This is a genomic window from Vibrio sp. A2-1 (assembly GCF_021728355.1).
Taxonomy (GTDB): domain Bacteria; phylum Pseudomonadota; class Gammaproteobacteria; order Enterobacterales; family Vibrionaceae; genus Vibrio; species Vibrio splendidus_K.
The window spans coordinates 33,102-59,324 of the sequence record NZ_JAKKCO010000002.1; the positions used below are offsets into that span (position 1 = coordinate 33,102).

Consider the following 26,223-nt stretch of genomic DNA (forward strand, 5'->3'; position numbering starts at 1 on the left):
AATTTACTAAAAAACGTTATATCACGCCTGAACAAAATGTCATACCATAATTTTGAGCGAGCGTTTACTCATCAATTATCCATCGCAATAATCAAGTAATATTGCGTATTAAAACGGACTCTATTTGTTATACTCATCGCATAATCATCGTTAACCGTAACGCCTGCTTACAGAGCGTCCGAGTCGACGAAATAATAATCAAAATACAACGAGTAATGTCATGTCTTTATTAGCAAAAGGAACACTCAAGAAAATGAGTGCTTCGCTCGATGGTGCGGTTACCTACCGTTTACCTGTCGGTGAAGAGTTTGTAGAGCTAAACCCTCTGATTGGTAAAACCATCAACCTCACTCACACCGGTAATATTTTTTGCTGCTCATGTGGCAAGAAAACCAAGAAAAGCTACTCTCAAGGCCACTGCTTTGTGTGCATGAGAAAGCTAGCAAGCTGCGACATGTGCATCATGAAGCCTGAAACTTGCCACTACGATCAAGGTACTTGTCGTGAGCCTGAATGGGGCGAAGCGAACTGCATGGTTGATCACTTCGTTTACCTATCGAACACATCAAGCCTAAAAGTGGGTATCACTCGTCACACTCAAATTCCTACTCGCTGGATTGACCAAGGAGCCACTCAAGGCCTACCGATCTTGAAGGTAAAAACACGTCAGATTTCTGGCCTGATTGAAGTTGAGTTAGCCAAACACATTGCCGACAAAACCAACTGGCGCACGTTGCTAAAAGGCGACGGTGACGATATGGAGTTGGTAGAAAAAGCCAAAGAGCTATTGCCATTGGTTGAGGATAAAATCCAAGAGATCAGAGCGAAGTTTGGTGACGATGCCATCGAGATTCTTAGTGAGAACATCACTTCACTGAGCTACCCAGTTGAGCAGCACCCGGTGAAGATTGTTTCTCATAACTTTGACAAGAACCCTGAAGTATCTGGCGTGCTGCAAGGCATTAAAGGCCAATACCTTATCTTGGATACTGGTGTGATTAACATCCGTAAATTTGGCTCTTACGAAGTAGAAGTTTCTGCTTAGTAAGCCAACGGTTTTGAGATGATCGCTGTTTTGATAAACCAAAGCTAAACGGCTTTGATCGGTGAAAGCTAAACGGCTTTGATGAGCTAAAACTAAAATGCCCTCAGCAATTGCTTGAGGGCATTTTTGTATCATGACCAAACATTATAACGGGGTGACACCCTAGTTAGCTTTATTTTTATGCTTCTAAATTTATGGCTTAAGCTTCTAGATTAATAGCTTATGCTTCTAAATTTATGGCTTTAGCTTCTAGATTTATAGCTTATGCTTCTAAATTGATTGGGTGTACTAAATTGATCGAGTTTACTCAATAGATTGAAGTCGTCTAGTGCGGTAATGCTTGGCTTATATCGCTAGAAAACACTTCTCCGCACACGCAGTTCTTTCCATTCGCTTTGGCTCGATACAAAGATTGGTCTGTGAGGTTGACGAGTGCATCGATGGACACTTTTCCATCGCAAGATCGACTATCACTCACTCCGATACTCACACTCACATTAAAACGAATCTGTTCGCCCACTTTGAACTCGACCTGATTAAATTGCTGTCTGATCTGATCAGAAACTTCTCGCGAAACGTTAGGTGACGCATTGGGAATAAAGAGAATAAACTCTTCTCCACCCCAGCGGCCTGCCACACCACCCACTCTCTCAACATTACGTTTAGTAATGTTAGCCAATGCGCAAATAACCTCATCGCCCACCATATGGCCGTAAGCATCATTGATCGATTTGAAGTCATCGATATCAAGCAGCATACTGACGACATGAGTATCAGAGGCAATATGTTCCCTTAACCACTCATAAATCGCTCTGCGATTGAGTAAGTCAGTCATTTCATCGTAATTCGCTTGATGAACCAATTGCTTTTCCAACATCACTTTTTGAGTGACATCTTCGAGCACAACCTGAACAGCCGGCTGACCTCGCCAAGTAATCGCATTATCGTAAATATTGAAGAATCGATGAATGCCATCGAAACCAATGTTTTCAACCACAGTGCTGGTTCCCGACAACTCACCCGACACGATCGCTTGATAGTGCTTACTGATACCATCCGTATTCTGTTTTGGCACCAATGTAAGGATAGAGTCCAGCTCTAAAACTTGCTCTATGGAAGAACCACCCTGCATTTTAACCCACGATTGATTGACCATCAGCGGTTTGAACTCTCGGTGAACCAAGATGCCCTGCCCTGATTGCATGATCATATCGTGATACATCTTATCTTGTTCACGCACCGCATTTTGTAGCTGGATCGCAGGGGAAAGGTCGATCACCGTGACTTGCAGTGCTGGCCGACCTTGCCACTCTGTCACATGGTCAATAGAGAATACTGTGAACTCTCGACCATTGCGATCAACATTAACATAGGTGTGGACCTGCGGATCGCGTTGACCACTGATCGTTTCAAGGTAATTTTGATAGGCTAAAACATGGTATTCTTCTGAGATTAGATCTAGGAAGCTATCTATATTAGTAAGTAGTTCTTCGGGTGATTGGTATCCATAGATGCGAGCATAATTAGCGTCAACACTAACTACATTCATATCTTGAATAGTTATTACACCGTACGTGGATTCGAAATTTATTGAAGACATTGCCAACTCCGCACTCTCGCTACACTCCACAAACTGGAGCATAACAACACATCCTGCCAACGCTTCCACACAATCTTTCACGCGTTAGGGGCATTAATATGGTATCTAGTATATCGTACTGCTACAGGCTTCTCTACAATTCTATCGCTAACACGAGTCACTAAAAGTAGACAAGTATCTCAATCCTATTACTCGCGTCAAAAAACAAAAAAAGATAACGTATATCTATGTAAGCATTAGCTTTTCTGTTTTCCGCTTTAAAGTCGGTAGCTAGAGCTAATCACGACTCTTTTCAAATCCTTTTATTATTCCTTTTCTATCTTGTTGGCTGTTAGCTTGAAACCTTGTCGGTTATTCATTCCAATCCGAAAAGTAAGCGACTAAGAAGTCGATCGCTAACCGTGCTCTCTGGGGTAAAAAACGACGGTTTTGATATACGACCCAACTGCTGGTTCCCGCTCCCCAATACTCTTCTAACACCGGGACCAGTTTTCCATTACTAAGGCCACCATTGAAACTGCTCTTAGGTAGATAGACAACACCAAGTCCCTCTTCACATGCTTTAAGTACTGCACTCGAATTATTACTGCGCCAGCGCCCATGCACTCGCACTGCATTTAACGGTTTGCCCTCTTTCTCAAATAGCCACTGATCACTGTTGGCGATAATACAGCTGTGTAACTTTAACTGCTCTGGGTGAGTTGGCGCACCAAATTGATCTATATAATCTTTACTGGCTGCTGCCGCCATCGGGCGATCGACGAGCTTTCTTGCCACCAATCCTGAATCGTCTAATCGGCCATAACGAATCGCGAAATCGATGCCATCTTCGATGAAGTTAACCATCTTGGTATTGAAATTCATTTCTATGGTGAGCTCAGGATGCTCTTTAGCAAATTCCATCAGCGCCGCCGCGACATGGTTTTCTGCAAATGCACCTGCGGCACTCACACGCAAAGTACCGCTAAGCTGAGTCTGCTGAGAAGTCACTTGCTCGTTCGCTTGCTGAAGCCCAATGACCAAATCTCTACACTGCTGATAATAGGTGTGACCCGATTCGGTCAGGCTCACCATTCGTGTAGAGCGTGCAAGCAATGCCACACCCACTCTCTCTTCTAACCTTGAAACTTGACGGCTTACATGACTGGTACTGCAACCCAGTTGTTTTGCTGCTGCAGAAAAGCCGTGACACTCGGCTACCGCAACAAACTCATTAATACCTTCAAAGCTATCCATACTTCACCTGTTTACATATAACGAATTCACATCCGACTAATTCTCACCCTACTATTGCTATATAGCAATAATGTTTTGTCTATTCGGCATATTATCACTCAAATGGTTTGCTACTAGTATTACAGCTAACGAAACAGCGGTATCTCAATTGAAAACTTTGGTTTTCTAAATAAAAACCACGATGCCTAAAGCAAAACAACGACGCTGAAACCAAACAAACGTGCTCAAAGGGACGAATCATGAAAAAAATACTAATACCTGTAACTAACCACGCAACACTAGGCGATACCGATCAAGCGAACGGTACTTACGCGCCTGAACTGACTCATGCTCTCAAAGAGATCATTGCTGCGGGTTTTGAATACGACATCGCTTCTATCAAAGGTGGCAAAGGCCCATTGTATGGAACCGATATTGAAGGGGATTCAGTAAACGCCGAGATCTTGGCTGACGATGACTTCCAAAACCGTATTAACAACACGATTCCTGTAAGCCAAATTAACGTAGAAAGCTACGATGCTATCTTCTACCCAGGTGGTTTCGGTTTGCTTTCTGACTTAGCAACCGACGAGCAATTCGCAGCTATTGCGGCTAAGCATTATGAAGATGGCGGTGTGATCGCGTCTGTATGTCACGGCCCAGCAGCACTGCTTCCGATTGTTTTAAGCAACGGCGAGAAGCTATTGAGCTCTAAATCGGTGACTGGCTTTACTCGTGAAGAAGAGATCGACTTTGGCACCATCAATGACATTCCGTTCTTATTGGAAGAGTCTCTTGCTCGCAGCGCAGCGCGTTTCAACAAGGTTCAACCTTGGCAAGAGCTTGTGATTGTTGATGAGCGAGTGATTACCGGTCAGAACCCAACCAGTGCGCACGCAGTAGGTGCAGCTCTCGTTAAGCAGTTGTCTTAGTTCAATCACGAACTTTTTCGATTAGCGATTAGCGATTAGCGATTAGCGGCTTTAGTCTTAATAGACTTAGCTAAACAGATATAAGTTCATGAAACAAAAAGAGCATACTTCCTACTCAATGTTATTGAGAGAAGTATGCTCTTTTCTGATTCTTTAGCTATTAAGTGCTAGTGGCTTCTTGTTAATTACTTCTGCTAGTAGCTTCGCAAGATCCCTTCAAGCACATTGAACAGCAAGTCGATCTCTTCAATCGAGTTGTAATGCATACAACCAATACGCACCACGCCTTGCTCTTCAATACCCAACTGTTTGACAAGCCCTAATGCATAGAAGTGACCATTCCACACACAGATATTATGCTCACCTAACTTCTTAGCGATGAACTCTGGAGAGTAATTATCAAAGGTAATCGCAAAAGTTGGGGTTCTTAGGTTCGAATCAAATTCGGTTTTCCCGTAAAGCTTTGCCCCTTCAAGGTCGGCCAAGCGTTTAAGGAAGTACTCACTGAGTTGGCTTTCATGCTTATTATACAGCGCGTAGCTTTGCTCTAAACGAGAACGCAATGAATCGGCGGGATCACCTAACTGTGCCAAGTAATCCACCGCCGCAATCACACCAGCAAGGCCTTCAAAGCTCTGTGTTCCTGTTTCAAATCGACCAGGGCCGATATTGGTCGCAGGCTCAACCTTGTAAGGCTTTAACGTGTGCAGCCATTGAGGCGCAACATAAGCAATGCCCACATGCGGGCCGAAAAACTTATAAGCGGAACACGCTAAGAAATCACAATTCAGTTGCTGAACATCAATCAAATGATGCGGTGCGTAATGAACAGCATCGACATAAACCTGCGCACCATGCTGATGGGCAAGCTCGATAACTTTCGCCATATCAACAATAGAGCCAGTGGTGTTCGACGCAAACGTCACCGCGACAAGCTTGGTTTTCTCGTTAAGCAGCGACTCAAAATGCGCCATATCCAAACTGCAATCCGACTCATCGACGCGAACTTGACGAACAATCGCGCCTTTGTCGTCTGCCGCTTGCTGCCAGCTCGATACATTCGAATAATGGTCTAACGCCGTGACGATAACTTCATCGCCCTCTTTCCAATCGCGGCTGATCGCTCGGCTAAGTTGGAAGGTCAACGATGTCATGTTCGCACCGAACACAACGTTGCCAGAAGACTCCGCATTGAGCAGTGCTTGCGCCGCTTCTCTTGCTTGCTGCATTAAGCTCGTGGTCTTTTGGCTAGAAAAATAGTGGCCACCTAGGTTTGAATTGAAATGCCCTAGGTATTCGGTCATTGAAGCTAAAACATTCTCAGGCACCTGAGATCCACCGGGCCCATCAAAAAAGGTCACAGGCTTGCCGTTATGATATTGGCCTAAAGCACTAAATTGTTGGCGTACATCATTAAGAGTGAAGGACATTGCGCGCATCCTTAGCCGTTAGAACAAACACATCCATATAGCCCATTTCATCGTGGTCTATGGTGCGAATCGGTTGTGCATTGTGCCAAAGCTTACTGTCTGCCAGCATCGCAACTTCGCCATCGCCTAACACTTTTCTAAAGAACGGCGCTTCATGACTGTCTTGATAAAGCATCACTTCACCACCAACAATGTTGTGGCGAGTAACACCAATAATCGCAATGTGGTCAAAACCGTCTTGGTGAACACCTTCAGGTGCTACTTGAGTTTCTTCGTAAATAGCAGCGATACGGATTTGATGGATTTCGATTTCTTGTCCGTCTTCAAGCCCGTTGGTTTCAATAAACAGCTCACACATTTCCTGCATGCCTTGACCGTTTAGAATATTTTGTTCAACAGCTTCGAATTGACGAACCACATCACCTTGAAAGTGATTAACATCTTCAGACTGAACAAAGTTATGTTTGTCTTGCTCAACGACTTGTCCATTACTGAATTGAACCACTGAGTACCTTCTCAATCGAAACTGTCCATCCGCATGCTCTGTGCTTGGTAGCTTAGAGAATGATGGTGACAACTCCTTAACTGCGTGGTTACTTAGGTGGGTAATATGTAGGGTATTTTCGTGAGCATGTAACATCATCGACTCCTTAATGATTGTTAATTTACTTTCGATATTTAACGTTTTATTTACATAAAGGATACTTGAAGATCTTGTCAAATCAACATTAAACAATCATTTATCCCGTCAGATTTAATAATTAAGACACTAAATCCAAATTGAAATTCAAAAGCAGTGTATAACACCAGAATAAAAGATAACCAACTCTTAAAACTAGCACACTCCACTAGCTAGTTATAAATCCCTACAAATTAAAATTTAACGATATTATTAACTAGCAAGCTATGTTTCATATTGTGTCAGCCCTTTCGCTTCAATACGCCAGCCTCCTTGCATGAGCTCAGGCATCACTCTCGCCATCATTCATTTCTATGCTTTTGCACAGCAAAATACGACCTACCTATCAGTTGCCAAGCTATTGATTATTTACACAACAAACTGAAATTGGTTAATTTATGAGTAAGCCAGAAACCAAACGCCTTTGCTTGCGCGTCTGGAACAGGTCGAGTTCGGGGGGAACTCGGCCGCCCTCAATTCAATTTGCTTCCTTTCAAATAGCGGCTTCACTGCCCTTTAATCCACGAAAACGCTTATCTCGATTAAGCTTCAAACGGCGTGCCGCCTAATTCGAATTGATGATGTAGTTTATGTAGATTGCTTGAAGTGGAATATTGCGCAGGGAATTTACTTAGTGGTTTCAGGCAATTAAGAGGTAAGCGTTTGAGCGAGTTTGAACAATGGAGGTTGCTTCAAAATCATCGGCATGTATTCACAAATATTAGACGTTCATCGCTAGCACGTTTCTGCACAAAAATGGTTTAGATAAACAATCTAAACCGCTTCTGCTCTATTTATTGTTAGTGCTAATTCTAGTTTATGGGCTGTTAATTCAGGCATTCAATCCCAGAGCTAATATGAAGATGAATAGGGTACTACGCTCACTTTATCCTTATACGGTGTATTCGAATAATTTGGATAATGTGGATAATGTGGATAATGTGGATAATGTGGATAATTATAAGCGAGCGTATGACTATTCATCTTCGTTCTTAACAAGAACCACATGTTTGGGCAGGTGACTTTTGTATTGCTAGTGGCTACATCCCATAGCGGTACTTTTTACCTATATTGACCATATCGCGATGCACCGGAGCTAGTGCATTAGCGTAGGCAGCTAGTAGCTTCATGGTATATTCGCTGCGGTCATGCAGATGCAGGTCGGTACATTCGTGTTCAGTTGTCAGAATATCTTCGCAGTTACGAAACATCAGATGATCAGGCAGAAAACACACATGATTGTTTTTATTACCCGTCATCCGTAATTCACTGATCGGGTAGACACCATTTACGCTCGCTGAAACGCTCACCAGCAGCGCTGCTTTATGAGCCAGTTCCTCGTCAGTGGTCAGCATCAAAAAGTTCTTTAATGCCGGCGTTGCCATTCCATGCCATTCTGGGGTAATAAAAATGAACGCGTCCGATTTCTTAAGGATTTGAGCGACAGGTTTCCATTGTTTCCACTCCTCACTGTCTTGCCATACTCCTTCATTCCAAAACGGTAGATTCAGTTGGTGTAAATCGAGAACGGTTGCCTTGTCAAAATGAGGCTCAGCCAGTGTTTGTAGGTAATAGGCAACATTTAGGCTCTGAGAATGCGCTCTTTGACTTCCTGATACGATTGTAATATTCATATTAATTCCTTTTTACGGTCTGAAATTGTGTTAGTTGATTGGTTTGATGGTGAGCTAGGCGTAGCCAGCACAATTGAAAATAGAATTACAGAGGCACCAAGTAATTGGGGCCAAGTCAGTGTTTGATTTAGGATTAGATATCCAAGAAAACAGGCAGAAACACTGCTTAGAAATCCGAGAAAAGAGACGGTCACCGGAGGCAGTTTCTCGATACCGCGAAACCACAGAAAGTAACCCAAGACGGCACCAATCAGGCTTAGGTATCCATAGCCTAAGTAGTTGATTGACGTAAGTTGGTTTGGAACACCTTCTAGCCAAAGCGAGACTGGTAGCAAAATGATGCCGCCAAATAACAATTGCCAACCTGTAAACCCAAGCATCGTCATGCCCGTAGGACGTCCCCATTTTTTTGTCAGCACCACTCCTAAAGCCATGCTCAGCGTTCCAAGTATGGCGGTAGCCACACCTTCAATATTGATTTCGGCTGAGCTGTTAAGCACTAGCAGGCCTACGCCGAGAATTCCCAACACACTAGCGGTCAGTTGTTGTGAAGAGAAGTTGGCACTCAATAGGTACCAACTCATGATCATTACAATCACCGGCTGAATAGACATCACCATCGATGCCATGCCACCCGGTAGGTAGGTTGCCGCGAAAAATAAGCAATAGAAAAATAGCCCGATGTTCAGAAAACCTAGCACTGCCATACGGAGCCACCACAATCCAGTTAGCCCCGCTCGGCTAATAAGCACAAGCAATATACCAGCAGGAAGCGAACGGATTGTTGAAGCAATAAGCGGACTTTCTGGAGGTAGCGCTTCCGTTGTGACTATATAGGTACTGCCCCAGATAATAGGTGCAATTGCGGTTAACGCTATTGTCTTAACTTGTTGAATCCTGTTCATAACTCTCCTTAACTGATTAGTTATTACTTTAATAAAAGTATCTTTCACAAAAGATACTTTTATTAAAGTAATGGAAGCCTAATCTTTAATCAAGTATATTTTTGAAAAGATATTTACTTGAGAGATAAAAATGACATCAGATAAAGTTGATAAAATTCTTGCTCAATGGCTTGCAGTCAGGCCGGATCTGGATTGCTCAGCAATGGGTGTTGTCGGGCGATTACGTCGAACCAGTGGTATATGGAAGAAGAATTTGGAGTCGGTTTTTCAAGAACATGGGTTGAGTAGTATTGAGTTTGATATTTTGGCTACTATGCGCCGCAGCGATACTGTGGTCACTCCTACTGAGCTGTATCAAACTCTGATGCTTTCTTCTGGTGCGGTCAGTACACGTATTGAACAGTTGGTAAAACGTGGTTATGTCCAACGTATTGCCAGTGAAGAAGACAGACGCAGCTGTAAAGTTACCCTGACTCAAAAGGGAGTTGAGTTGGTGGACACAGCATTAAATGCACATGTTGCTAATATGGATAACATGCTGAGCGTATTTAGTAGCCAAGAACAAGATCAGTTGGCAAGTTTGTTGAGAAAGATACTGTTGGAAAGGCAATAACGAACAGTCGCTTTTTAGGTTTTCAATATTCCTTTACTCGTTTACTGGCTGTTAATGTTGGCTTGCGATACTAAAAATTAACCGGAACGCTGTAATTAGAGCTGAAGAGCTAGCAAATTTCTGTCCAGAAGCTTCTCAGGTTGACTTTTTACCCGTGGCTCGTTCTACCTCAGAAATGCCTCAAAATCCGTCAGAGTTAAACCCATACGTATCCTGTTCCAGTTTTTCACCAGATTATTTAGTCGTGAAGATCTCGATACGATTGAAATTAATGTGAGGCTGATGATATAAAATGTACTCTTTAAATGCAGGAATTAACAAATTTAGATATGGTACAAATGGATAACTTTCCCACCGTAGGACTTAAGACCTCGTTACCCATAAGCATATTGGCACTTGCCTTATATTACCTATGGGGCGACATGAGTTTTAATGATCTTCGAGGCCTTTTTTTGGTGGTGGCGTTTGTGATGATGCTTACTTTAAAGAAGAGTGAAAATAGCCTCTTTTCAGTAACTCCACAGGTTTCCTCTTTTACTCATCATGTATTCCCAATTACTGTGCTAGCGATTGGCGTGGCTTGTTTCACTTTGTTCTATATGGAATTTATCCGGCAATATGTCACGGGGCAAGAAGTCGACTATATCGTAGGATTTCTCGTTAGTGGTGAACTGGAAGTAAGCGAGAAACTAAATTATCTTTTCGAAACCGTTATATTAGCTCCGTTATCAGAGGAGTTTTTCTTCAGGTTTATCTTGCTAAGTAGCATATGCTTACTTTTGAGAAACAAGTTTGTAGGCGTAATTTTATCGTCACTCTTATTCGCCTACGGCCATGAAGACCCTGTCGTTGCTTTTTCTCTAGGTATCACTGCATCCATAGTTCTACTGAAATACATGAGTATATATAGCGCTATAATTCTTCATGCGATTTATAATTTGTGGATATATACAGTGGAAGTTTTTATCGTACCCGCCTTTTTCTTTAATGATTGGTACTTTGCACCAAGTGGGAACATCGGAACAATCGATTCTATAATGGCATTAGCTGTATCTTTTTTGGCACTATTGATTATTAAACGCAAGGAAAAATCAATACAATAAGGTTTTAGCAACCGCTTCATCACTATAAGGACTGAGGCAATAATCAATGAAATCACCACACTTATCGACACCTCGATAGTAAAGTTGCTGACACACTTTTGTCTAATTGTGAGTTTCAGAGCCCGTAAGTCCCCTTGTGCAAACTAAAACACACAAGCTTCTTCAAGGTCGATTTCAAAATCAACGGGCGGTAGGTTTAGTAGGTGCTTGTTCGTAGCATTCAGTAGTTCAACTTTCGCAGGCTTCCCTACTTCGTTTGTGTAGATAATCGCTAGATAAAGCTTGTCTGATCGGTGGAACGCATCGTGAAAGCTCATTTCTTTGCTTAGCAAGCTGGCTAGCAATGGTTTGGTTACCGGAATGTAAGCCCACTGAATGCATTGGCCATTGTCGTAGTCCCCACTCCAATACACCATAAACCTTTGGGTGTTTTCATTCTTAACCGAGAAGCACTTCGGCCCTAAAACGTCTTGATACACTTCCAGTAGTTCCAATTTACCTAGCTGTGTGCCTGTTGGGAGTAAGTTCATTGCTCGTTCCTCATCTTTCTAACGTTGCCTATCAAACATTACGTGTAATCTTATAATTAAATACTGTTTTTATATACAGTTATTTGGGCGTATTTTGATATGGTAGTTAGAAACCAAAAAGTCGGCAGCAACAAATCTTGAAGAAGGCGGTGGTTTCGCCGATCTTTAAGCCACGAAAACGTTTGTCTCCATTAAGTTCTAACCTATAACGATTAATTACACTTCAGCCCTTGTTTACACTTTTATTGCCTCCATATTTTCCATACAATCCTAAGCGATTATAAATAAAAACAATTTCAATTTCGGAGTCCTCATGAGCGACGTAAAGCACTGTAATTTATTGATTCTTGGTTCTGGCCCTGCTGGCTATACAGCTGCAGTTTACGCTGCTCGTGCAAACCTAAACCCAGTACTTGTTACCGGTATGCAGCAAGGTGGTCAGCTTACAACCACGACAGAAGTAGAAAACTGGCCGGGTGATGCTGAAGGTTTAACGGGCCCAGCACTAATGGATCGCATGAAAGAGCACGCAGAGCGCTTTGAAACAGAGATCCTGTTCGACCACATTAATGAAGTCGACCTATCTAACCGCCCTTTCCGTCTTAAAGGCGATTCTGGCGAGTACACGTGTGATGCGTTGATCATCTCAACAGGCGCATCGGCTAAGTACCTAGGTTTAGAGTCTGAAGAAGCATTCAAAGGCCGTGGCGTTTCCGCTTGTGCAACGTGTGATGGTTTCTTCTACCGCAACCAGAAAGTGGCGGTTGTTGGTGGTGGTAACACCGCTGTTGAAGAAGCACTTTACCTGTCTAACATCGCATCTGAAGTTCACCTAGTTCACCGCCGTGACACGTTCCGCGCTGAAAAGATTCTAGTTAAACGTTTAATGGACAAAGTAGAGAACGGCAACATTGTTCTTCACACTGACCGCACGCTAGACGAAGTTCTGGGCGACGACATGGGTGTGACTGGCGTTCGTATTAAAGATACTCAGTCTGATAAAACAGAAGACATCGAAGTAATGGGCGCCTTCATTGCTATCGGTCACCAACCAAACACTGAAATCTTCAAAGGCCAAGTCGACATGAAAGATGACTACATCATCGTTCAGTCAGGTCTTGAAGGTAACGCAACACAAACCAGCATCCCAGGCGTGTTCGCTGCTGGTGATGTAATGGACCATAACTACCGCCAAGCAATCACTTCTGCAGGCACAGGTTGTATGGCTGCACTGGATGCTGAACGCTTCCTAGATGGCCTTAACGATAAGTAAATCTGAGATTGCAGATTTGATTATCGGTGCTCTCGCCTCAGTAGATGCAGGGCGTCATCACATTTTGTTGTAAATCCCTAGAGCCCAGTGGTATATCCACTGGGCTTTCTTTTGTATACTAGCCGCCCTCAACAAATAATAATTATCATTAAGCCTTCATAATGGATAAGAAAAAACAACGCAGCTTGAACAAGTGGCTTAAGCAACAAAGTAAGTTAGCAAAACGCTGGCTTATGATTGCTATTGGCCTTGGCGTACTTTCAAGCGTGTTTTTAATTGCTCAAGCAGCGCTTCTCGCCTCTATTCTTCACCAGTTAATTATCGAAAATGTCGATAAATCTGAATTGGTTGGTCACTTCGCAGGCTTGGCATTATCGGTCGTTGGCCGTGCTGGGTGTACATGGGGACGTGAAATCGCAGGTTATCGCTGTGGTGAACAGATCCGTGTCTATATCAGGCAGCTCATTCTCGATAAATTACGAGAGCTTGGCCCTGCTTACATTAAAGGTAAACCTGCCGGTACGTGGGCAACGCTGTTGCTAGAACAAGTAGAAGATATGCAAGATTTCTTCTCTCGTTACTTACCTCAGATGTCTTTGGCGGTAATGATTCCATTCATTATTTTGGTCGTGGTATTCCCAGTAAACTGGGCAGCGGGACTGATTTTCTTGATTACGGCTCCACTGGTGCCGATGTTCATGGCACTTGTCGGTATGAAAGCGGCCGATGCGAACCGTAAAAACTTCAAAGCACTGCAGCGTCTTTCTGGTCACTTTTACGACCGTTTGCAATCAATGACAACCATCCGTCTATTTGACCGCACGAACGCTGAAACAGAAGTACTCAAAGGTGCATCTGAAGTGTTCAGAACGCGTACCATGGATGTGTTGAAAATCGCCTTCTTGTCTTCCGCTGTACTTGAGTTCTTCACGTCGATCTCTATCGCGATGACTGCTGTCTACTTTGGTTTCACTTACATTGGTGAACTTAACTTCGGTCACTACGGCGCCGGTATTACTCTATTCGCAGGTTTGTTTATCCTTATCTTAGCACCAGAGTTTTACCAACCTCTACGCGATTTGGGTACTTTCTACCACGCGAAGCAACAAGCGGTTGGCGCTGCCGAAAGTATTGTCGAGTTCCTAGAAACAGACATCACTAAAGTTAAATCCGGTGACACTCAACTCGATTCAGCTCAAGGCATCAATATTGAAGCTACCGACCTCAAAGTGTTAAGCCCTGAAGGTGTTCAACTGGTTGGCCCTATCTCGTTTGCGCTTAATACTCGCCAATCGACTGCGTTAGTTGGCCCAAGTGGTGCGGGTAAAACGAGTTTGATCAATGCCATCCTTGGTTTCATGCCTTATGAAGGAAGCTTGAAAATCAATGGCATTGAATTGCGTGACCTCGATTTAGTCTCTTGGCGTAAAACCATTAGCTGGGTTGGTCAAAACCCATTGCTATTGCACGGCAGTATTCGTGACAACGTCACCCTTGGTAAGCACAATATCACTGACCAAGTGATTGATAATGCGCTTGAGCAATCATTTGCCAACGAATTCGTTAACGAGCACGGTCTAGACTATATGGTCTCTGACCGCTCTGGTGGCTTATCTGTGGGTCAATCTCAACGTTTAGCCTTGGCTCGAGCAATGGTTCAGGACGGACAGTTCTGGTTGTTAGATGAACCGACAGCAAGCCTAGACACTCGTAGCGAACAGTTAGTGATGAAAGGCATCAATAGCAACATTGAAAGCCGCACTGCCTTGCTTGTGACGCACCAGCTCGCTCCTCTACAAACGGTCGATAATATTCTGGTTATGCGTGACGGTGGTATTGTTGAACAAGGTCATTACTCTCAACTTTCGACTGCAGGTGGTTTGTTCGAAGAAATGCTCAACGCTAACTTAGCTCAACAAGACAAAAAGGGTAATTTAGATGCGTGATTTACTGCCTTACCTGAAACTCTATAAAAAGCATTGGTTTGGCCTATCGCTAGGCATGCTATTGGCTTTTGCTACTCTGTCGGCTTCTATTGGCTTGTTAACGCTATCAGGCTGGTTCATTTCAGCTTCTGCGGTTGCAGGCCTTACGATTGCACGTGAAACCTTCAACTACATGCTGCCGGGCGGCGGTGTACGTGGTTTGGCAATGAGCCGAACGGCGGGTCGTTGGGGTGAACGTGTTGTCAGCCACAATGCAACATTCAAGCTGTTAACTGATTTACGTATCTTCTTCTTCAAGAAGCTAGCTCCGCTGATCCCAGGTCGTATTTCGAACCTTCGTGATGCTGACCTTCTCAACCGTTTGGTTGCCGATGTAGACGCCATGGATCACGTGTACTTACGCTTAGTAAGCCCTGTGACTGTGGGTGTGTTCGGGATTTTCTTCCTGACTCTGTTCTTGATGTGGTTCGATAGCTCACTAGGTTTGATCTTAGGTTCTATCCTTCTGATCATGCTGTTGGTTTGGCCAATCTTGTTCTACAAGCTAGGTAAACGTAACGGTGGTGAGCTGACACAGAACAAAGCTGATCTTCGTGTGACTACGCTAGATTGGATTGAAGGCTACAGCGAACTGACTCTGTTTGGTGCTGAAGAGCGTTACCGCAATGCGATTCTAGAAACGCAGCAGAAGCTGATGGCGAATCAGTTTGTGAATGCTAACCTAACTGGTATGGCTTCAGCAGCTCTGATGCTGTTCAACGGCCTGACGCTTGTTCTTATGCTTTGGCTTGCGGCTGATGGCGTGGGTGGTAATGCACCAGACCCGTTCATCGCGCTAATGGCATTCGCAACTATGGCAAGCTTCGAGCTATTAATGCCAATCGCAGGCGCGTTCCAGCATTTAGGTCAAACTCTGTCTTCTGCTCGTCGCTTGAACGAAGTTATTCTGTCAGAGCCTGAAGTTCAGTTCGCTGAAGAGAAACTCGACATCAACAAGCCGCTTGATATTACGTTCTCAAACGTGACGTTCAACTACCCTGATTCTGAGCGCAGTGTTCTGAACGCTGTTGACCTAACGATCCCTGCCACACACAAGGTTGCGATTGTGGGTCAAACGGGTTCAGGTAAATCGACTCTGATTCAGCTTCTGACTCGCTACTGGGATCCTAAGAAGGGTTACATCTCAATCGCGGGCATTGAACTGACTCAGTGGAACGAATCACAGCTTCGTGAATCAATCAGTGTAGTAAGCCAACGTGTCGACATTCTAAATGGCACTTTGCGTGACAACTTGTTGATTGCAAGACCAGAAGCAACCGATGATCACTTAGCGAATATCCTAAAAGACGTTGGCCTAGAAAAGCTGCTTGAGAACAACGCGCTTGATAGCTGGTTAGGTGACGGCGGTCGTCAACTGTCTGGTGGTGAGAAGCGCCGTATTGGTATCGCACGAGCCATTCTTCATGATGCCCCTATCCTGCTTCTAGATGAGCCAACAGAAGGCTTAGATAAGCAAACTGAGCAGAGCATCATGACGCTGTTCGAGAAGCACTTCGAAGGCAAAACGGTTATCTTCATTACGCACCGTTTGATTGGTCTGGAATCGATGGATTCGATCGTTCTGATTGAACAAGGCGAGATTGTTGAAAACGGCTCTCATGAGAAACTGTTAAACGAAGAAGGACGTTACTTCCAACTTCGTCAGGCAATCTAGCCTGCTTTCATAAGCACAGATAAATAGTTCAAAGCCCGAGTTTATACTCGGGCTTTTTTGTGTCTGTGATTCTCCTGAACTACACCTTTCTCCAATCAAACTTGGCCAGTCACTTACAATAAGTACTGACCTTGATGCAAATACCCAAACAGCTTAGAAACGACAAGCGAACGACCCTGCGATGGTTAAATTTATGGAGCAGTACTTCCCTACTCGTGCAGCGATTAAAGCGAAGTTTCCAGGTTACCCGAACAACTAGTTTGGATTCATAACTCTAACTAGCACGTACAAAAAAGCCGAATGTGATAATCACATTCGGCTTTTTGATAACATTCTCGCGAATTGATCGCTAGTACGCTTTTTTCTGTTCTATCGCTATTTGCTATTCGCTAAGAACTTAAAAATAAGCACTCTAATACTAAGAGCTTACAGCTTGAAGCGGCTAATTTCGCTTTCTAGCTCGTGAGACAGCTCAGAAAGTTGAGCGGCTTGTTCTGCAGCTTGGTGCGCTTCGTCTGCTAGCTCGTTAGATACGTCACGGATTCCCTCAGTGTTACGAGTAATCTCAGACGTTACTGATGCTTGCTCTTCTGCAGCAGAAGCAATCTGTGTCGCCATGTCACTAATGCGTTCAACAGCAGCATGGATTTGCGTTAAGCTTGCAGCCGCTGAGTTCGCGTCATCAACACTGGTTTCAGCAAGACTACGGCTATCGTTCATGATGCTAACCGCTTTACCTGTTGTACCTTGTAGCAACTCAATAGTTTGCTGAATCTCTTGCGTTGAACCGTGTGTACGTTGGCTCAGAACTCGAACTTCATCCGCTACTACTGCGAAACCACGACCTTGCTCACCGGCACGTGCAGCTTCAATAGCGGCGTTAAGTGCAAGTAGGTTCGTTTGTTCTGCAATACCTTGAATGTTAGACAAGATAGCGTTGATGCTGTTGCCGTGCTCTTCAAGTTCTAGGATCACGTTAGTTGCGATTTGAACTTCTTGAGCAAGGTTTTGGATAGAGCTTTGAGTCTGTGTCACTTGACCAGTACCGTGCTCACACGCGCCAACTGCTTCAGATGAGTTCTGTGCAGTGTGGTCAGCGTTACCCGCGATCTCTTGTGTTGCTGCAGCCATTTCGTTAACGGCTGTTGCTACCATGTTGATCTCGTCTTGTTGCATTTGGATACGAGCACTACGTTCTTCAGCTTGAGAAGCTGTTTGACGTGCTTGGTTGCCTAGCGCAGCAGATACTTCGCTTAGCTTGATCACCATGGTGTGCATGTTGCCTACAAAACGGTTGAAGTTTTCAGCAAGCTTACCAATCTCGTCATCGCTCTTAGGCTCAAGACGTTGAGTAAGGTCACCCTCACCTGAAGCAATTTCTTCCAGTGCCGCTGAAACACGGTTTAAATCGCGGAATAGGAAGCTCACTAACCAAGACACTAATACGATTACGATTAACGTAATAATGACCGCCGTTGTGATCAACTGAGTAAGTAGTGTTGAGTGGTTCGCTTCTTCTGTTGCTTTGTCCATCTGAACAGCGAAGATCCAGTTAGTGTTAGGCACCTTCGTGAAGTAAAGCAGCTTCTCTGCGCCGCGCTCTTTGATGATCTCGATGCTACCCGTACGCACTGCGTTTTCGATGATAGGCATAGAGATGTCGTTTGAAAGCTGGCTTACCGGCTTCAGGCTCAGTGCAGAATCTGGGTGTGCGAGGAATGTGCCGTCAGAGGCATCAATTAGCATTGCGTTCGCATTGTCACCAACATCAAGGCTGATTACATCGTTCACTAGTTGGTCGATAAGTACGTCTGCACCCACTACACCAACAAGTTTGCCGTTATGACGCACAGGTTCTGCAATCGTTACTAGCAATGCTTTGGTGATCGCATCTTGGTAAGCCGTTGTGATGATTTGCTTACCTGCAGCGTTTGCTTCTTGGTACCAAGGACGTTGACGAGGATCGTAACCAGCACGATTACGTTCAGGGTGTGAACGGTACATTCCGCCTTCTGGAGTACCTAAAAAGATATCGTCAAAGCCACCCGCTACACGAGCTTGCTTAAGGAAAGGAACAACATCATCCTCTCGTGAAAAGTCATTAAATGCTGATGCGATATCGGTGCGGATATCAATCCAGTTTTTAATACCTTCAGATGCTGCTTCTGATACGCTTTCAGCTCGCAGGTATACGCCATTACGAGTCTGTTCAAATAATTGGTTTGCTGATAACCAAGTTAACGCTGTTGCCATAACGACAACAGCAGATAGGCTAGCACCTATTAACTTCTGCTTAAGTGTTAGTTTCATGTCAAAGTTTCACGAGTAGTGGGAAATCTCGCGCATACTACCCAATATCAGTATTAAATTCGAGCGATTTTATAATTTAATAACGTAATATAATTTTAAGCAAACCATTGGCTTATCGAATGTCAATTACTTGGCTAATCGCCAAATTTAAGACGTTATTTTGAAGGTAATTCCATCGAAATATACTGTTCTCTAGACTGTAAAATAGATACAAAAAAGGCAGGAGAGTTTCCTCTTCTGCCTTTCTTTTTACTTTATATTCGACTTCAACCAAATGGAAAGTCGATTAACGATCAGTCTATCGCTTCTCGGTGCGCATACCCATTAGCAAGCTCACACACATCAGTAATAGAATGATGGTGAATGGCAATGCCGTAGAAATTGCGCCCGCTTGTAGAGCTTGTACTGCTTCAGTACCGCCAACCCACAATAGAGCGACAGCAATCGCACCTTCTAGGAACGCCCAGAACACACGTTGAGGTACAGGCGTATCAACTTTACCACCAGCAGTGATGCTGTCGATAACTAGAGAGCCTGAGTCAGACGACGTAATGAAGAATACTAGAACTAAGATAACCGCAATGATTGATAGCAGCGTACCGAACGGTAGAGCATCAAACATTTGGAACATCGCTAGTGATACATCAGTCAAACCATCTTGACCAAGGATACCAACGTTATTCACGATTTGGTCAATCGCCATGCCACCAAATACTGACATCCAAATGATAGTAACAGTCGTTGGAACAATCAGAACCGCTGTGATGAACTCACGAACCGTACGACCTTTAGAAACACGCGCGATAAACATACCTACGAATGGTGACCATGAAATCCACCAAGCCCAGTAGAATACAGTCCAGCCGTGCATCCACGCTTCATCTTCACGACCATGAGGATTACTCAAAGGAATGATGTTTTCAACGTATGCCATAAAGGTTGTTGGGATAGAACCTAAACTCACCGCATAGCCGATTAGAGCCACTAAGATAAGCAGTAGGAAAGCAACCAACATGTTGATGTTACTGATAACTTTAACGCCGCCATCAATACCGCGAAGCACTGACACGACCGCTAATAACGTTACTACGGTAATAACAACAACTTGTAACCCTAAGCCAGCCTCGATTCCGAAGACATGTTGAATACCACTTGCTGCTTGTTGTGCACCTAAGCCCAGCGACGTCGCCAAACCAAACAGCGTTGCAAGAACCGCCAGAATATCAACAATGTGACCAGCCCACCCCCACGCTCTATCACCCAAGATTGGGTAGAAAATAGAACGAATAGAAAGAGGCAATCCCTTGTTGTAAGAGAAAAACGCAAGTGACAGTGCTACTACGCCATAAATCGCCCAAGGGTGTAGACCCCAGTGATACATGGTTGCACCTAGCGCCAACTTAGCAGCTTCTGGTGTGTTTGGTTCAACACCTAACGGGGTTTCAAACCAACCCGTGAAGTAAGCAGCGGGTTCCGCCACACTCCAGAACATTAGGCCGATACCCATACCTGCGGCAAACAACATCGATAGCCAAGACATGAATGAGTAATCTGCCGTCGCATCAACACCACCAAGGCGGATTTTACCATACGGAGAAACAATTAAGCCTAAGCAGAAAACAACGAAAACATTACCCGACCAGATGAAAAGCCAATCAAACGAATTGATGATCTGGCCTTTAACGCCATCGAGTGCTGCCTTTGCTGAAGCGGTATCTGTAATCAGAATGCCGATCAGGAACAAAGCAATAAGTCCTGCACTGATACCAAATACTGGGTTATGAACATCAAAACCCCATTTTTGGACGTTATCTTGACCGACAGTGTAATCCGTACTGTCGATACTGTATTTATCTATACCTTTAGTCATTATCCCTCTCTACGGAATATTGATAGGGTCTGTTGACCTTACTATCCCTTACTTACTTGTGACTGAATCACAAATTCGAACACACGATCCAAGTAATACAAGCTGTTGTCACAATAATTCAAATACTTGGATGTCTGAAGTTTAGCAGGTTAACTTATTGTTTTCAGTAAACCAGAATCGGTTCGATGGGTTTTCATCCAATATTCACGTAATTACTCAAATTACTGACGAAAAAAAGGCCGAACAAGTCGGCCGTTATTTGAATAATACTTTTAACTCAAAGCATTTTGCTGCTTAACCAATTGATTTTCGGTACGCAAACCTAGCAATAAGCTTAGGCACATAAGCAATAATATGAACGCAAATGGTAGCGCCATTGATACCGTTCCAGCTTGCAGTGCTTGAATGGATTCCGTGCCGCCAACCCACAATAGAACCGCTGCAATCGCACCGCCCATCAACGCCCAAAATACACGTTGAGGAACAGGGGCATCAACTTTACCGCCAGAAGTAATGCTGTCGATAACTAATGAACCTGAATCTGACGAGGTGATGAAGAACACCATAATCAAACCAATCGATACTACAGAAAGCACAGAACTCATTGGCAGCGCATCATAAGTGTGGAATAGAGAAAGCGTAATATCTTGCAAACCATTCACGCCTATCTCACCCACCTTGTTCGCCACTTGATCAATCGCGATACCACCGAAAATAGCCATCCAGATGATGATTACTGTCGTTGGGATGAACAATACAGCGACGATGAATTCACGAATCGTACGACCTTTAGAGATACGAGCGATGAACATGCCTACGAATGGTGACCAAGACATCCACCAAGCCCAATAGAATACCGTCCAACCCTGCATCCAAGTTTCATCATCACGACCATGAGGATTACTTAGAGGAATAAAGTTTTCAATGTAGCCCATTAGCGCGGTTGGGATTGCTTTAATACCCGCCATACCACCAGCGATCGTTACGAAGATAAGCAAGCCCAAAGCAACCAACATGTTGATGTTACTTAAAACCTTCACGCCACCGTTAATACCGCGAACCACTGACATTGTTGCTAAGAAAGTGACCACTGCGATAACAATGAGCTGCATGCCAATACCACCATCGGTACCAAACACATGGTTAATACCACTGGTTGCTTGCTGTGCGCCTAGGCCAAGCGATGTTGCAAGGCCAAATAGCGTAGCCAGTACCGCGACGATATCAACGATATGTCCAAACCAACCCCAAGTTCTGTCACCGAGTAGCGGGTAAAATATTGATCGAATAGAAAGCGGTAAGCCTTTATTGAAAGTGAAAAAAGCGAGGGCTAGAGCAACAACGGCGTAAATAGACCAACCGTGTAAACCCCAGTTATAAATAGTTGCGCCAAGCGCCAACTTAGCTGCTTCAGGAGAATAAGCTTCAACACCGAGTGGCGTTTCATACCAACCCGTGAAGTAAGCTACTGGCTCTGCAACACCCCAGAACATCAAACCAATACCCATTCCCGCGGCAAATAACATCGACATCCAAGACAGGTTAGAGTGCTCTGCTTTGGCATCATTGCCACCAATACGTATCTTGCCATACGGGGAGACAATGAGGGCAAAACAGAAGATAACGAAGATGTTAGCTGCCCACATGAAGAAACCATCGAAGTTACCGATGACTTTCCATTTGATTCCATCCAGTGCCGCTTTTGCGGTTTCTGGGTCTGCGACTAGAAGTGCAACCAAGAAGACAATGATCGCTCCTGCACTGATTCCAAATACCGGGTTGTGAACATCAAAACCCCATTTCTGAACGTTATCTTGTCCTACTGTATAATCGGTATTTTCAATACTATACCTATCTTTTACAGGCTCCATGTTTCCTCTCTAATTTGTAGCGCACAGTTTGCAACATTGCATTCGGCGCTTAAATTTCGAAAAGAAGGATATCAACCTGTCGCAAAAATACTAAAAAAACCGCCAAAAATCAGGCATAAATTACAACTTTAGTAATTAAATTACACATTTAATGTAATTTAGCGTAAGATCACTCTACAAGCCCAGAATTAACAGCATATTTAGCTAGCTCTGCCGTAGAGTGAATATCCAGCTTATGCTTAATGTTTTGTCTGTGGGTTTCAACCGTTCGGTAACTGATATTCAAACCCTTCGCGATCTCTTTACTGCTCTCCCCTTTTGCCACCAATTTCAACACCGCTTCTTCACGTCTGCTCAATGGATTCTTCACAGATTGTGTGGGAGTAATCGGCTGAGTAAACAAATTCTGTGTGACTTTTTCACAAAAATAGGTCGAGCCTTGATTGACCGTTTTGATCGCTTGCACCATTTTTTCAGCCGAAATCTCTTTCAACATATAGCCGACTGCGCCCGATTGCATCACCTTCATGATGTATTCACGGTTGTTATGCATAGTCAGCATCAACACCTTCGCTTCTGGGTCTTCTTCTTTAATCAGATGGGTCGCATCAATGCCGTTCATGATAGGCATGCTGATATCCATCAACACCACATCGGGGCGCAGAGATTTAACGACCTCAACCGCTTCTAATCCATTACTGGCCGTACCTATCACGCTAATATCTGGCTCAAGTTCCAATCTCGCCATAAAGCCATCCAGTACCACTTGGTGATCGTCAGCGATCACAACTCGAATAACTTCACTCATTCATTAATCCCTCTAGTGTCAGTAACACTGTAATTTCCGTTCCGAGGCCAATCTCACTCATCAGTTCAAAATCACCACCAATGAACTCCACCCGCTCTCTCATATTACGCAGACCGATCCCTCGTTTTTCCATCGCTTTATAAGTATTGAAACCCACACCGTTGTCTTGAATCAGTAGTTGCAATACATTGCCAATTTGCTGCGCGATAACAGTCACTTTAGTCGCTTGGGCGTGCTTTTCTATGTTGTTCAAAGATTCTTGCACTACTCGATACAAGGTCGTCGCCGCTTCTGATTTCAACTTTCCGGGTTGAGTGCTGAACAAGGTCTCCACTTCAATACCCGAGTGCGCCTGAAAATCCAATAGCAACGAAGACAACGCCGCTTCTAAACCAATATCATCCAATGAACTTGGACGAAGTTGATGTGAGATGTGCCTTACCTCTTCGATCGCTCGCATCAAGGAATGCTGCGACTTATTCAAATGCGCTTTTAGGTCTTCACTTTGTAACTTATTACCAAGTAGCTCTAAGTGGCAACGACTCGATACTAATAACTGGTTGATTCCATCGTGTAGCTCTCGCGCTAAATGCTTCTTCTCGTCTTCCTGAAACATCACCGTTTTATGGGCGAGCTCTTTTAAATTGTTATCCGCGATTCGATGCTCGTGCATGTTAATCGCTAAGGTCAGCACGATAATGACCGCCACCGTCACGCTCAGGATGACCACAATGGAAAAGAACGTGGTTTCAATATTCTTGTTTATCGCGGCCTGCATCGAGGCGACTTCTTGGTGCACATCTTCAATGTATAAACCCGTGCCAATCATCCAATCCCAACGTTCCAACCAAGCGGCATAGCTGAGCTTAGAGACCACTTCTCCGGTTGAGGGCTTTTGCCACAGGTATTGGTGAAACCCTCCTCCGGTTTGCGCTTCTTTCAACAACGCTTCGATTAGAAAGTCGCCATCTTCATCTTGAAGTTGAAGTAGATTTTGTCCAATCAATTCTGGCTGGATCGGATGAACTAAATTGGTTCCGTAACGGTCGTATGCGAAGAAATAGCCATCGGAGCCATATCTAAGTTTAGACAATATGGTTCGAACTTCTCTTTTGGCTTGGGCTTCTTGGATATCAGGGTCGTTGTAGATATGTTCGATGGCATCAAATGCGAGGTCAACAGTGTCTTTGAGGGCGTTTTCACGAGCCTTGATTAGGCTGTCTCTGAAGATCTCAACTTCTTTAGCACCCAACGTTTTGGTTTGATGTAACGAGATCCAACTTATGCTCGCCGTGACCAGTAGCAACGGGAGTAGCGTCAGCAAAATCAGCTTAGCTTTTAGAGGCATTCCTTTCCCTCACAAAAAACGGCTTACTGAACATCAATAAGCCGTTTTACTTTAGCAATTTATAGATAGCCGTTGAAACATATCATTCACATTCTTGGCTTCACTCACATTCCATAGAAAGAAGGGAAAGCGAGAAGTGATCCAAGTACGAGGATTTGAATAAGAATGAACGGCATCACGCCTCGGTAGATGTCTTTTGTGGTGACGCCTTTCGGTGCAACCCCTTTCAAATAGAACAAACTAAAACCAAATGGCGGCGTTAAGAAGGAGGTTTGTAGGTTCATCGCGATAAGGATAGCGAACCAAGTCATGTTGATACCCATCAGTTCAGCAACAGGCGCAATGATCGGTACGATGATGAAACAGATTTCTACGAAGTCGATGAAGAAACCCAGAATCAAAATAACCAACATGGTAATGATCAAGAAGCCCCATTTTTCACCCGGCAACTGCAGCATCCACTCTTCAACCAGATAATCACCGCCAGTATAAGTGAACGCCATCGAGAATGCCGTCGCACCAAGCAAGATAGCAAAGACCATTGCCGTGACTTTCACCGTTTCTTTGGACGCTTCATACACCATCGACCAACTGAATTGACCGTACAACAAAGCAAGTACCATAGCACCCGCACCACCTAATGCAGCTGACTCTGTCGGCGTGGCAACACCCGCGAAGATAGAGCCCAATACGACAATGATCAGCGCGAGTGGCGGTACGATAGCTTTCAGTGCATTGATGACTTCTTGTTTACGACTAATTGAGTCATCACGTTCAATTGGTTGAGCCGCTTCTGGGTTAAGCTTTGCGTATATCAAGATATAAACGATATACGCGCCCACCAACATTACACCCGGCCAAATCGCCGCTTGGAACAAGTCCCCTACTGGCACACCGAGTACATCACCTAATAAGATCAGTACGATAGAAGGCGGAATGATTTGCCCTAACGTGCCAGATGCACAAATAGTGCCGCAGGCTAAGCCTTTGTCGTAGTTGTACTTGAGCATAACTGGCAACGAGATAAGACCCATGGCAACCACAGAAGCACCTACTACGCCCGTTGAAGCCGCAAGCAGTGAACCCACAAGTACCGTCGAGATAGCAATACCACCACGAACACCACCAAACAGTCGTCCCATTGACTCTAGCAACTGCTCAGCAAGCTTGGTCTTTTGTAGAACAAGCCCCATGAAAACGAACAATGGAACGGCCATCAGCACCGTATTTTCCATGATCGATTGAATTCGATATGGCATGAAGGCGAACATTTCGATGCCTTCAGCCCAAACACCAAAGATTAACGCGATACCACCAAAGGTGAACGCGACCGGGAAGCCAAGCAAAAGTGCAAACAAGGCTACGAAAAACATTACTATTCCAATCATGTTCAGCCT

At 44.2% G+C, this 26,223-nt stretch carries 20 protein-coding genes; 7 read left to right on the top strand and 13 right to left on the bottom strand.

Annotated elements, in window-relative coordinates; all coding sequences use genetic code 11:
• Positions 1-220: 220 nt before the first annotated feature.
• On the top strand, positions 221-1,045 hold the full coding sequence (locus L3V33_RS07875; protein ID WP_171309139.1) for a DUF2797 domain-containing protein: 825 nt from the start codon (positions 221-223) through the stop codon (positions 1,043-1,045).
• Positions 1,046-1,370: 325 nt separating this feature from the next.
• On the opposite strand, the gene L3V33_RS07880 is transcribed toward L3V33_RS07875, so the two are convergent.
• Positions 1,371-2,594 (bottom strand): sensor domain-containing diguanylate cyclase, encoded by a 1,224-nt coding sequence (locus L3V33_RS07880; RefSeq protein ID WP_054547439.1) that lies wholly within the window; start codon positions 2,592-2,594, stop codon positions 1,371-1,373.
• 402 nt (positions 2,595-2,996) lie between these two features.
• On the bottom strand, positions 2,997-3,881 hold the full coding sequence (locus L3V33_RS07885; RefSeq protein ID WP_237290192.1) for a LysR family transcriptional regulator: 885 nt from the start codon (positions 3,879-3,881) through the stop codon (positions 2,997-2,999).
• A gap of 239 nt (positions 3,882-4,120) precedes the next feature.
• Here L3V33_RS07885 and L3V33_RS07890 point away from each other — a divergent pair, with 239 nt between their 5' ends.
• Positions 4,121-4,792 carry a type 1 glutamine amidotransferase domain-containing protein gene (locus L3V33_RS07890; RefSeq protein WP_102555981.1) on the top strand — a complete coding sequence of 224 codons (672 nt, stop codon included), beginning with the start codon at positions 4,121-4,123 and terminating at the stop codon, positions 4,790-4,792.
• A 194-nt stretch (positions 4,793-4,986) separates the two neighbouring features.
• Here L3V33_RS07890 and L3V33_RS07895 read toward each other — a convergent pair whose 3' ends face one another.
• The 4 genes from L3V33_RS07895 to L3V33_RS07910 all read right to left on the bottom strand — a co-directional run bounded on the left by L3V33_RS07895 (position 4,987) and on the right by L3V33_RS07910 (position 9,440).
• Positions 4,987-6,222, bottom strand: a complete 1,236-nt coding sequence (locus L3V33_RS07895; RefSeq protein ID WP_237290193.1) for a cysteine desulfurase-like protein — start codon at positions 6,220-6,222, stop codon at positions 4,987-4,989.
• The gene (locus L3V33_RS07900) at positions 6,206-6,862 is read right to left on the bottom strand and encodes a 2OG-Fe dioxygenase family protein (RefSeq protein ID WP_029224756.1); all 657 of its coding nucleotides are present in this window, start codon (positions 6,860-6,862) and stop codon (positions 6,206-6,208) included. The genes L3V33_RS07895 and L3V33_RS07900 overlap by 17 nt, the downstream gene beginning before the upstream one ends.
• 1,079 nt (positions 6,863-7,941) lie before the next feature.
• Positions 7,942-8,535: an NAD(P)H-dependent oxidoreductase gene (locus L3V33_RS07905; protein WP_237290194.1), complete on the bottom strand. Its 594-nt coding sequence runs from the start codon at positions 8,533-8,535 to the stop codon at positions 7,942-7,944.
• Positions 8,532-9,440 (bottom strand): DMT family transporter, encoded by a 909-nt coding sequence (locus L3V33_RS07910; RefSeq protein WP_237290195.1) that lies wholly within the window; start codon positions 9,438-9,440, stop codon positions 8,532-8,534. Before L3V33_RS07910 ends, L3V33_RS07905 begins: the two co-directional genes overlap by 4 nt.
• Before the next feature lie 130 nt (positions 9,441-9,570).
• On the opposite strand from L3V33_RS07910, the gene L3V33_RS07915 reads away from it, so the two are divergent.
• Both L3V33_RS07915 and L3V33_RS07920 read left to right on the top strand, forming a co-directional pair.
• Positions 9,571-10,053 (top strand): MarR family transcriptional regulator, encoded by a 483-nt coding sequence (locus L3V33_RS07915; RefSeq protein ID WP_237290196.1) that lies wholly within the window; start codon positions 9,571-9,573, stop codon positions 10,051-10,053.
• Between the two features lie 305 nt (positions 10,054-10,358).
• Positions 10,359-11,156 (top strand): CPBP family intramembrane glutamic endopeptidase, encoded by a 798-nt coding sequence (locus L3V33_RS07920; protein ID WP_237290197.1) that lies wholly within the window; start codon positions 10,359-10,361, stop codon positions 11,154-11,156.
• A gap of 143 nt (positions 11,157-11,299) precedes the next feature.
• Here the strand turns inward: L3V33_RS07920 and L3V33_RS07925 are convergent, their stop codons facing one another.
• Positions 11,300-11,686, bottom strand: coding sequence for a DUF6575 domain-containing protein (locus L3V33_RS07925; RefSeq protein WP_237290198.1), 387 nt, complete (start codon positions 11,684-11,686; stop codon positions 11,300-11,302).
• 313 nt (positions 11,687-11,999) lie between these two features.
• Between L3V33_RS07925 and trxB the strand changes: the two genes are divergently transcribed.
• The 3 genes from trxB (at position 12,000) to cydC (ending at position 16,619) form a co-directional block, all read left to right on the top strand.
• On the top strand, positions 12,000-12,959 hold the full coding sequence (gene trxB, locus L3V33_RS07930) for a thioredoxin-disulfide reductase (RefSeq protein ID WP_050052961.1): 960 nt from the start codon (positions 12,000-12,002) through the stop codon (positions 12,957-12,959).
• Between the two features lie 161 nt (positions 12,960-13,120).
• Positions 13,121-14,905 (top strand): cysteine/glutathione ABC transporter permease/ATP-binding protein CydD, encoded by a 1,785-nt coding sequence (cydD, locus tag L3V33_RS07935; RefSeq protein WP_237290199.1) that lies wholly within the window; start codon positions 13,121-13,123, stop codon positions 14,903-14,905.
• The gene (gene cydC, locus L3V33_RS07940) at positions 14,898-16,619 is read left to right on the top strand and encodes a cysteine/glutathione ABC transporter ATP-binding protein/permease CydC (protein ID WP_237290200.1); all 1,722 of its coding nucleotides are present in this window, start codon (positions 14,898-14,900) and stop codon (positions 16,617-16,619) included. Before cydD ends, cydC begins: the two co-directional genes overlap by 8 nt.
• A gap of 426 nt (positions 16,620-17,045) precedes the next feature.
• Here the strand turns inward: cydC and L3V33_RS07945 are convergent, their stop codons facing one another.
• The 6 genes from L3V33_RS07945 to L3V33_RS07970 form a co-directional block, all read right to left on the bottom strand.
• Positions 17,046-18,929 carry a methyl-accepting chemotaxis protein gene (locus L3V33_RS07945; RefSeq protein WP_017083880.1) on the bottom strand — a complete coding sequence of 628 codons (1,884 nt, stop codon included), beginning with the start codon at positions 18,927-18,929 and terminating at the stop codon, positions 17,046-17,048.
• Between the two features lie 298 nt (positions 18,930-19,227).
• Entirely contained in the window at positions 19,228-20,799 is a 1,572-nt protein-coding gene (locus L3V33_RS07950) for a BCCT family transporter (protein ID WP_017093820.1), read from the bottom strand.
• Between the two features lie 272 nt (positions 20,800-21,071).
• A complete protein-coding gene (locus tag L3V33_RS07955; protein WP_108156071.1) occupies positions 21,072-22,670 on the bottom strand; it encodes a BCCT family transporter in 1,599 nt (532 codons plus the stop codon).
• Positions 22,671-22,839: 169 nt separating this feature from the next.
• A complete protein-coding gene (locus tag L3V33_RS07960; RefSeq protein WP_004733393.1) occupies positions 22,840-23,478 on the bottom strand; it encodes a response regulator transcription factor in 639 nt (212 codons plus the stop codon).
• A complete protein-coding gene (locus L3V33_RS07965) occupies positions 23,471-24,826 on the bottom strand; it encodes a cache domain-containing protein (RefSeq protein ID WP_102553388.1) in 1,356 nt (451 codons plus the stop codon). The genes L3V33_RS07960 and L3V33_RS07965 overlap by 8 nt, the downstream gene beginning before the upstream one ends.
• A 104-nt stretch (positions 24,827-24,930) precedes the next feature.
• On the bottom strand, positions 24,931-26,214 hold the full coding sequence (locus L3V33_RS07970; protein ID WP_054547368.1) for a TRAP transporter large permease subunit: 1,284 nt from the start codon (positions 26,212-26,214) through the stop codon (positions 24,931-24,933).
• Positions 26,215-26,223: the final 9 nt, after the last annotated feature.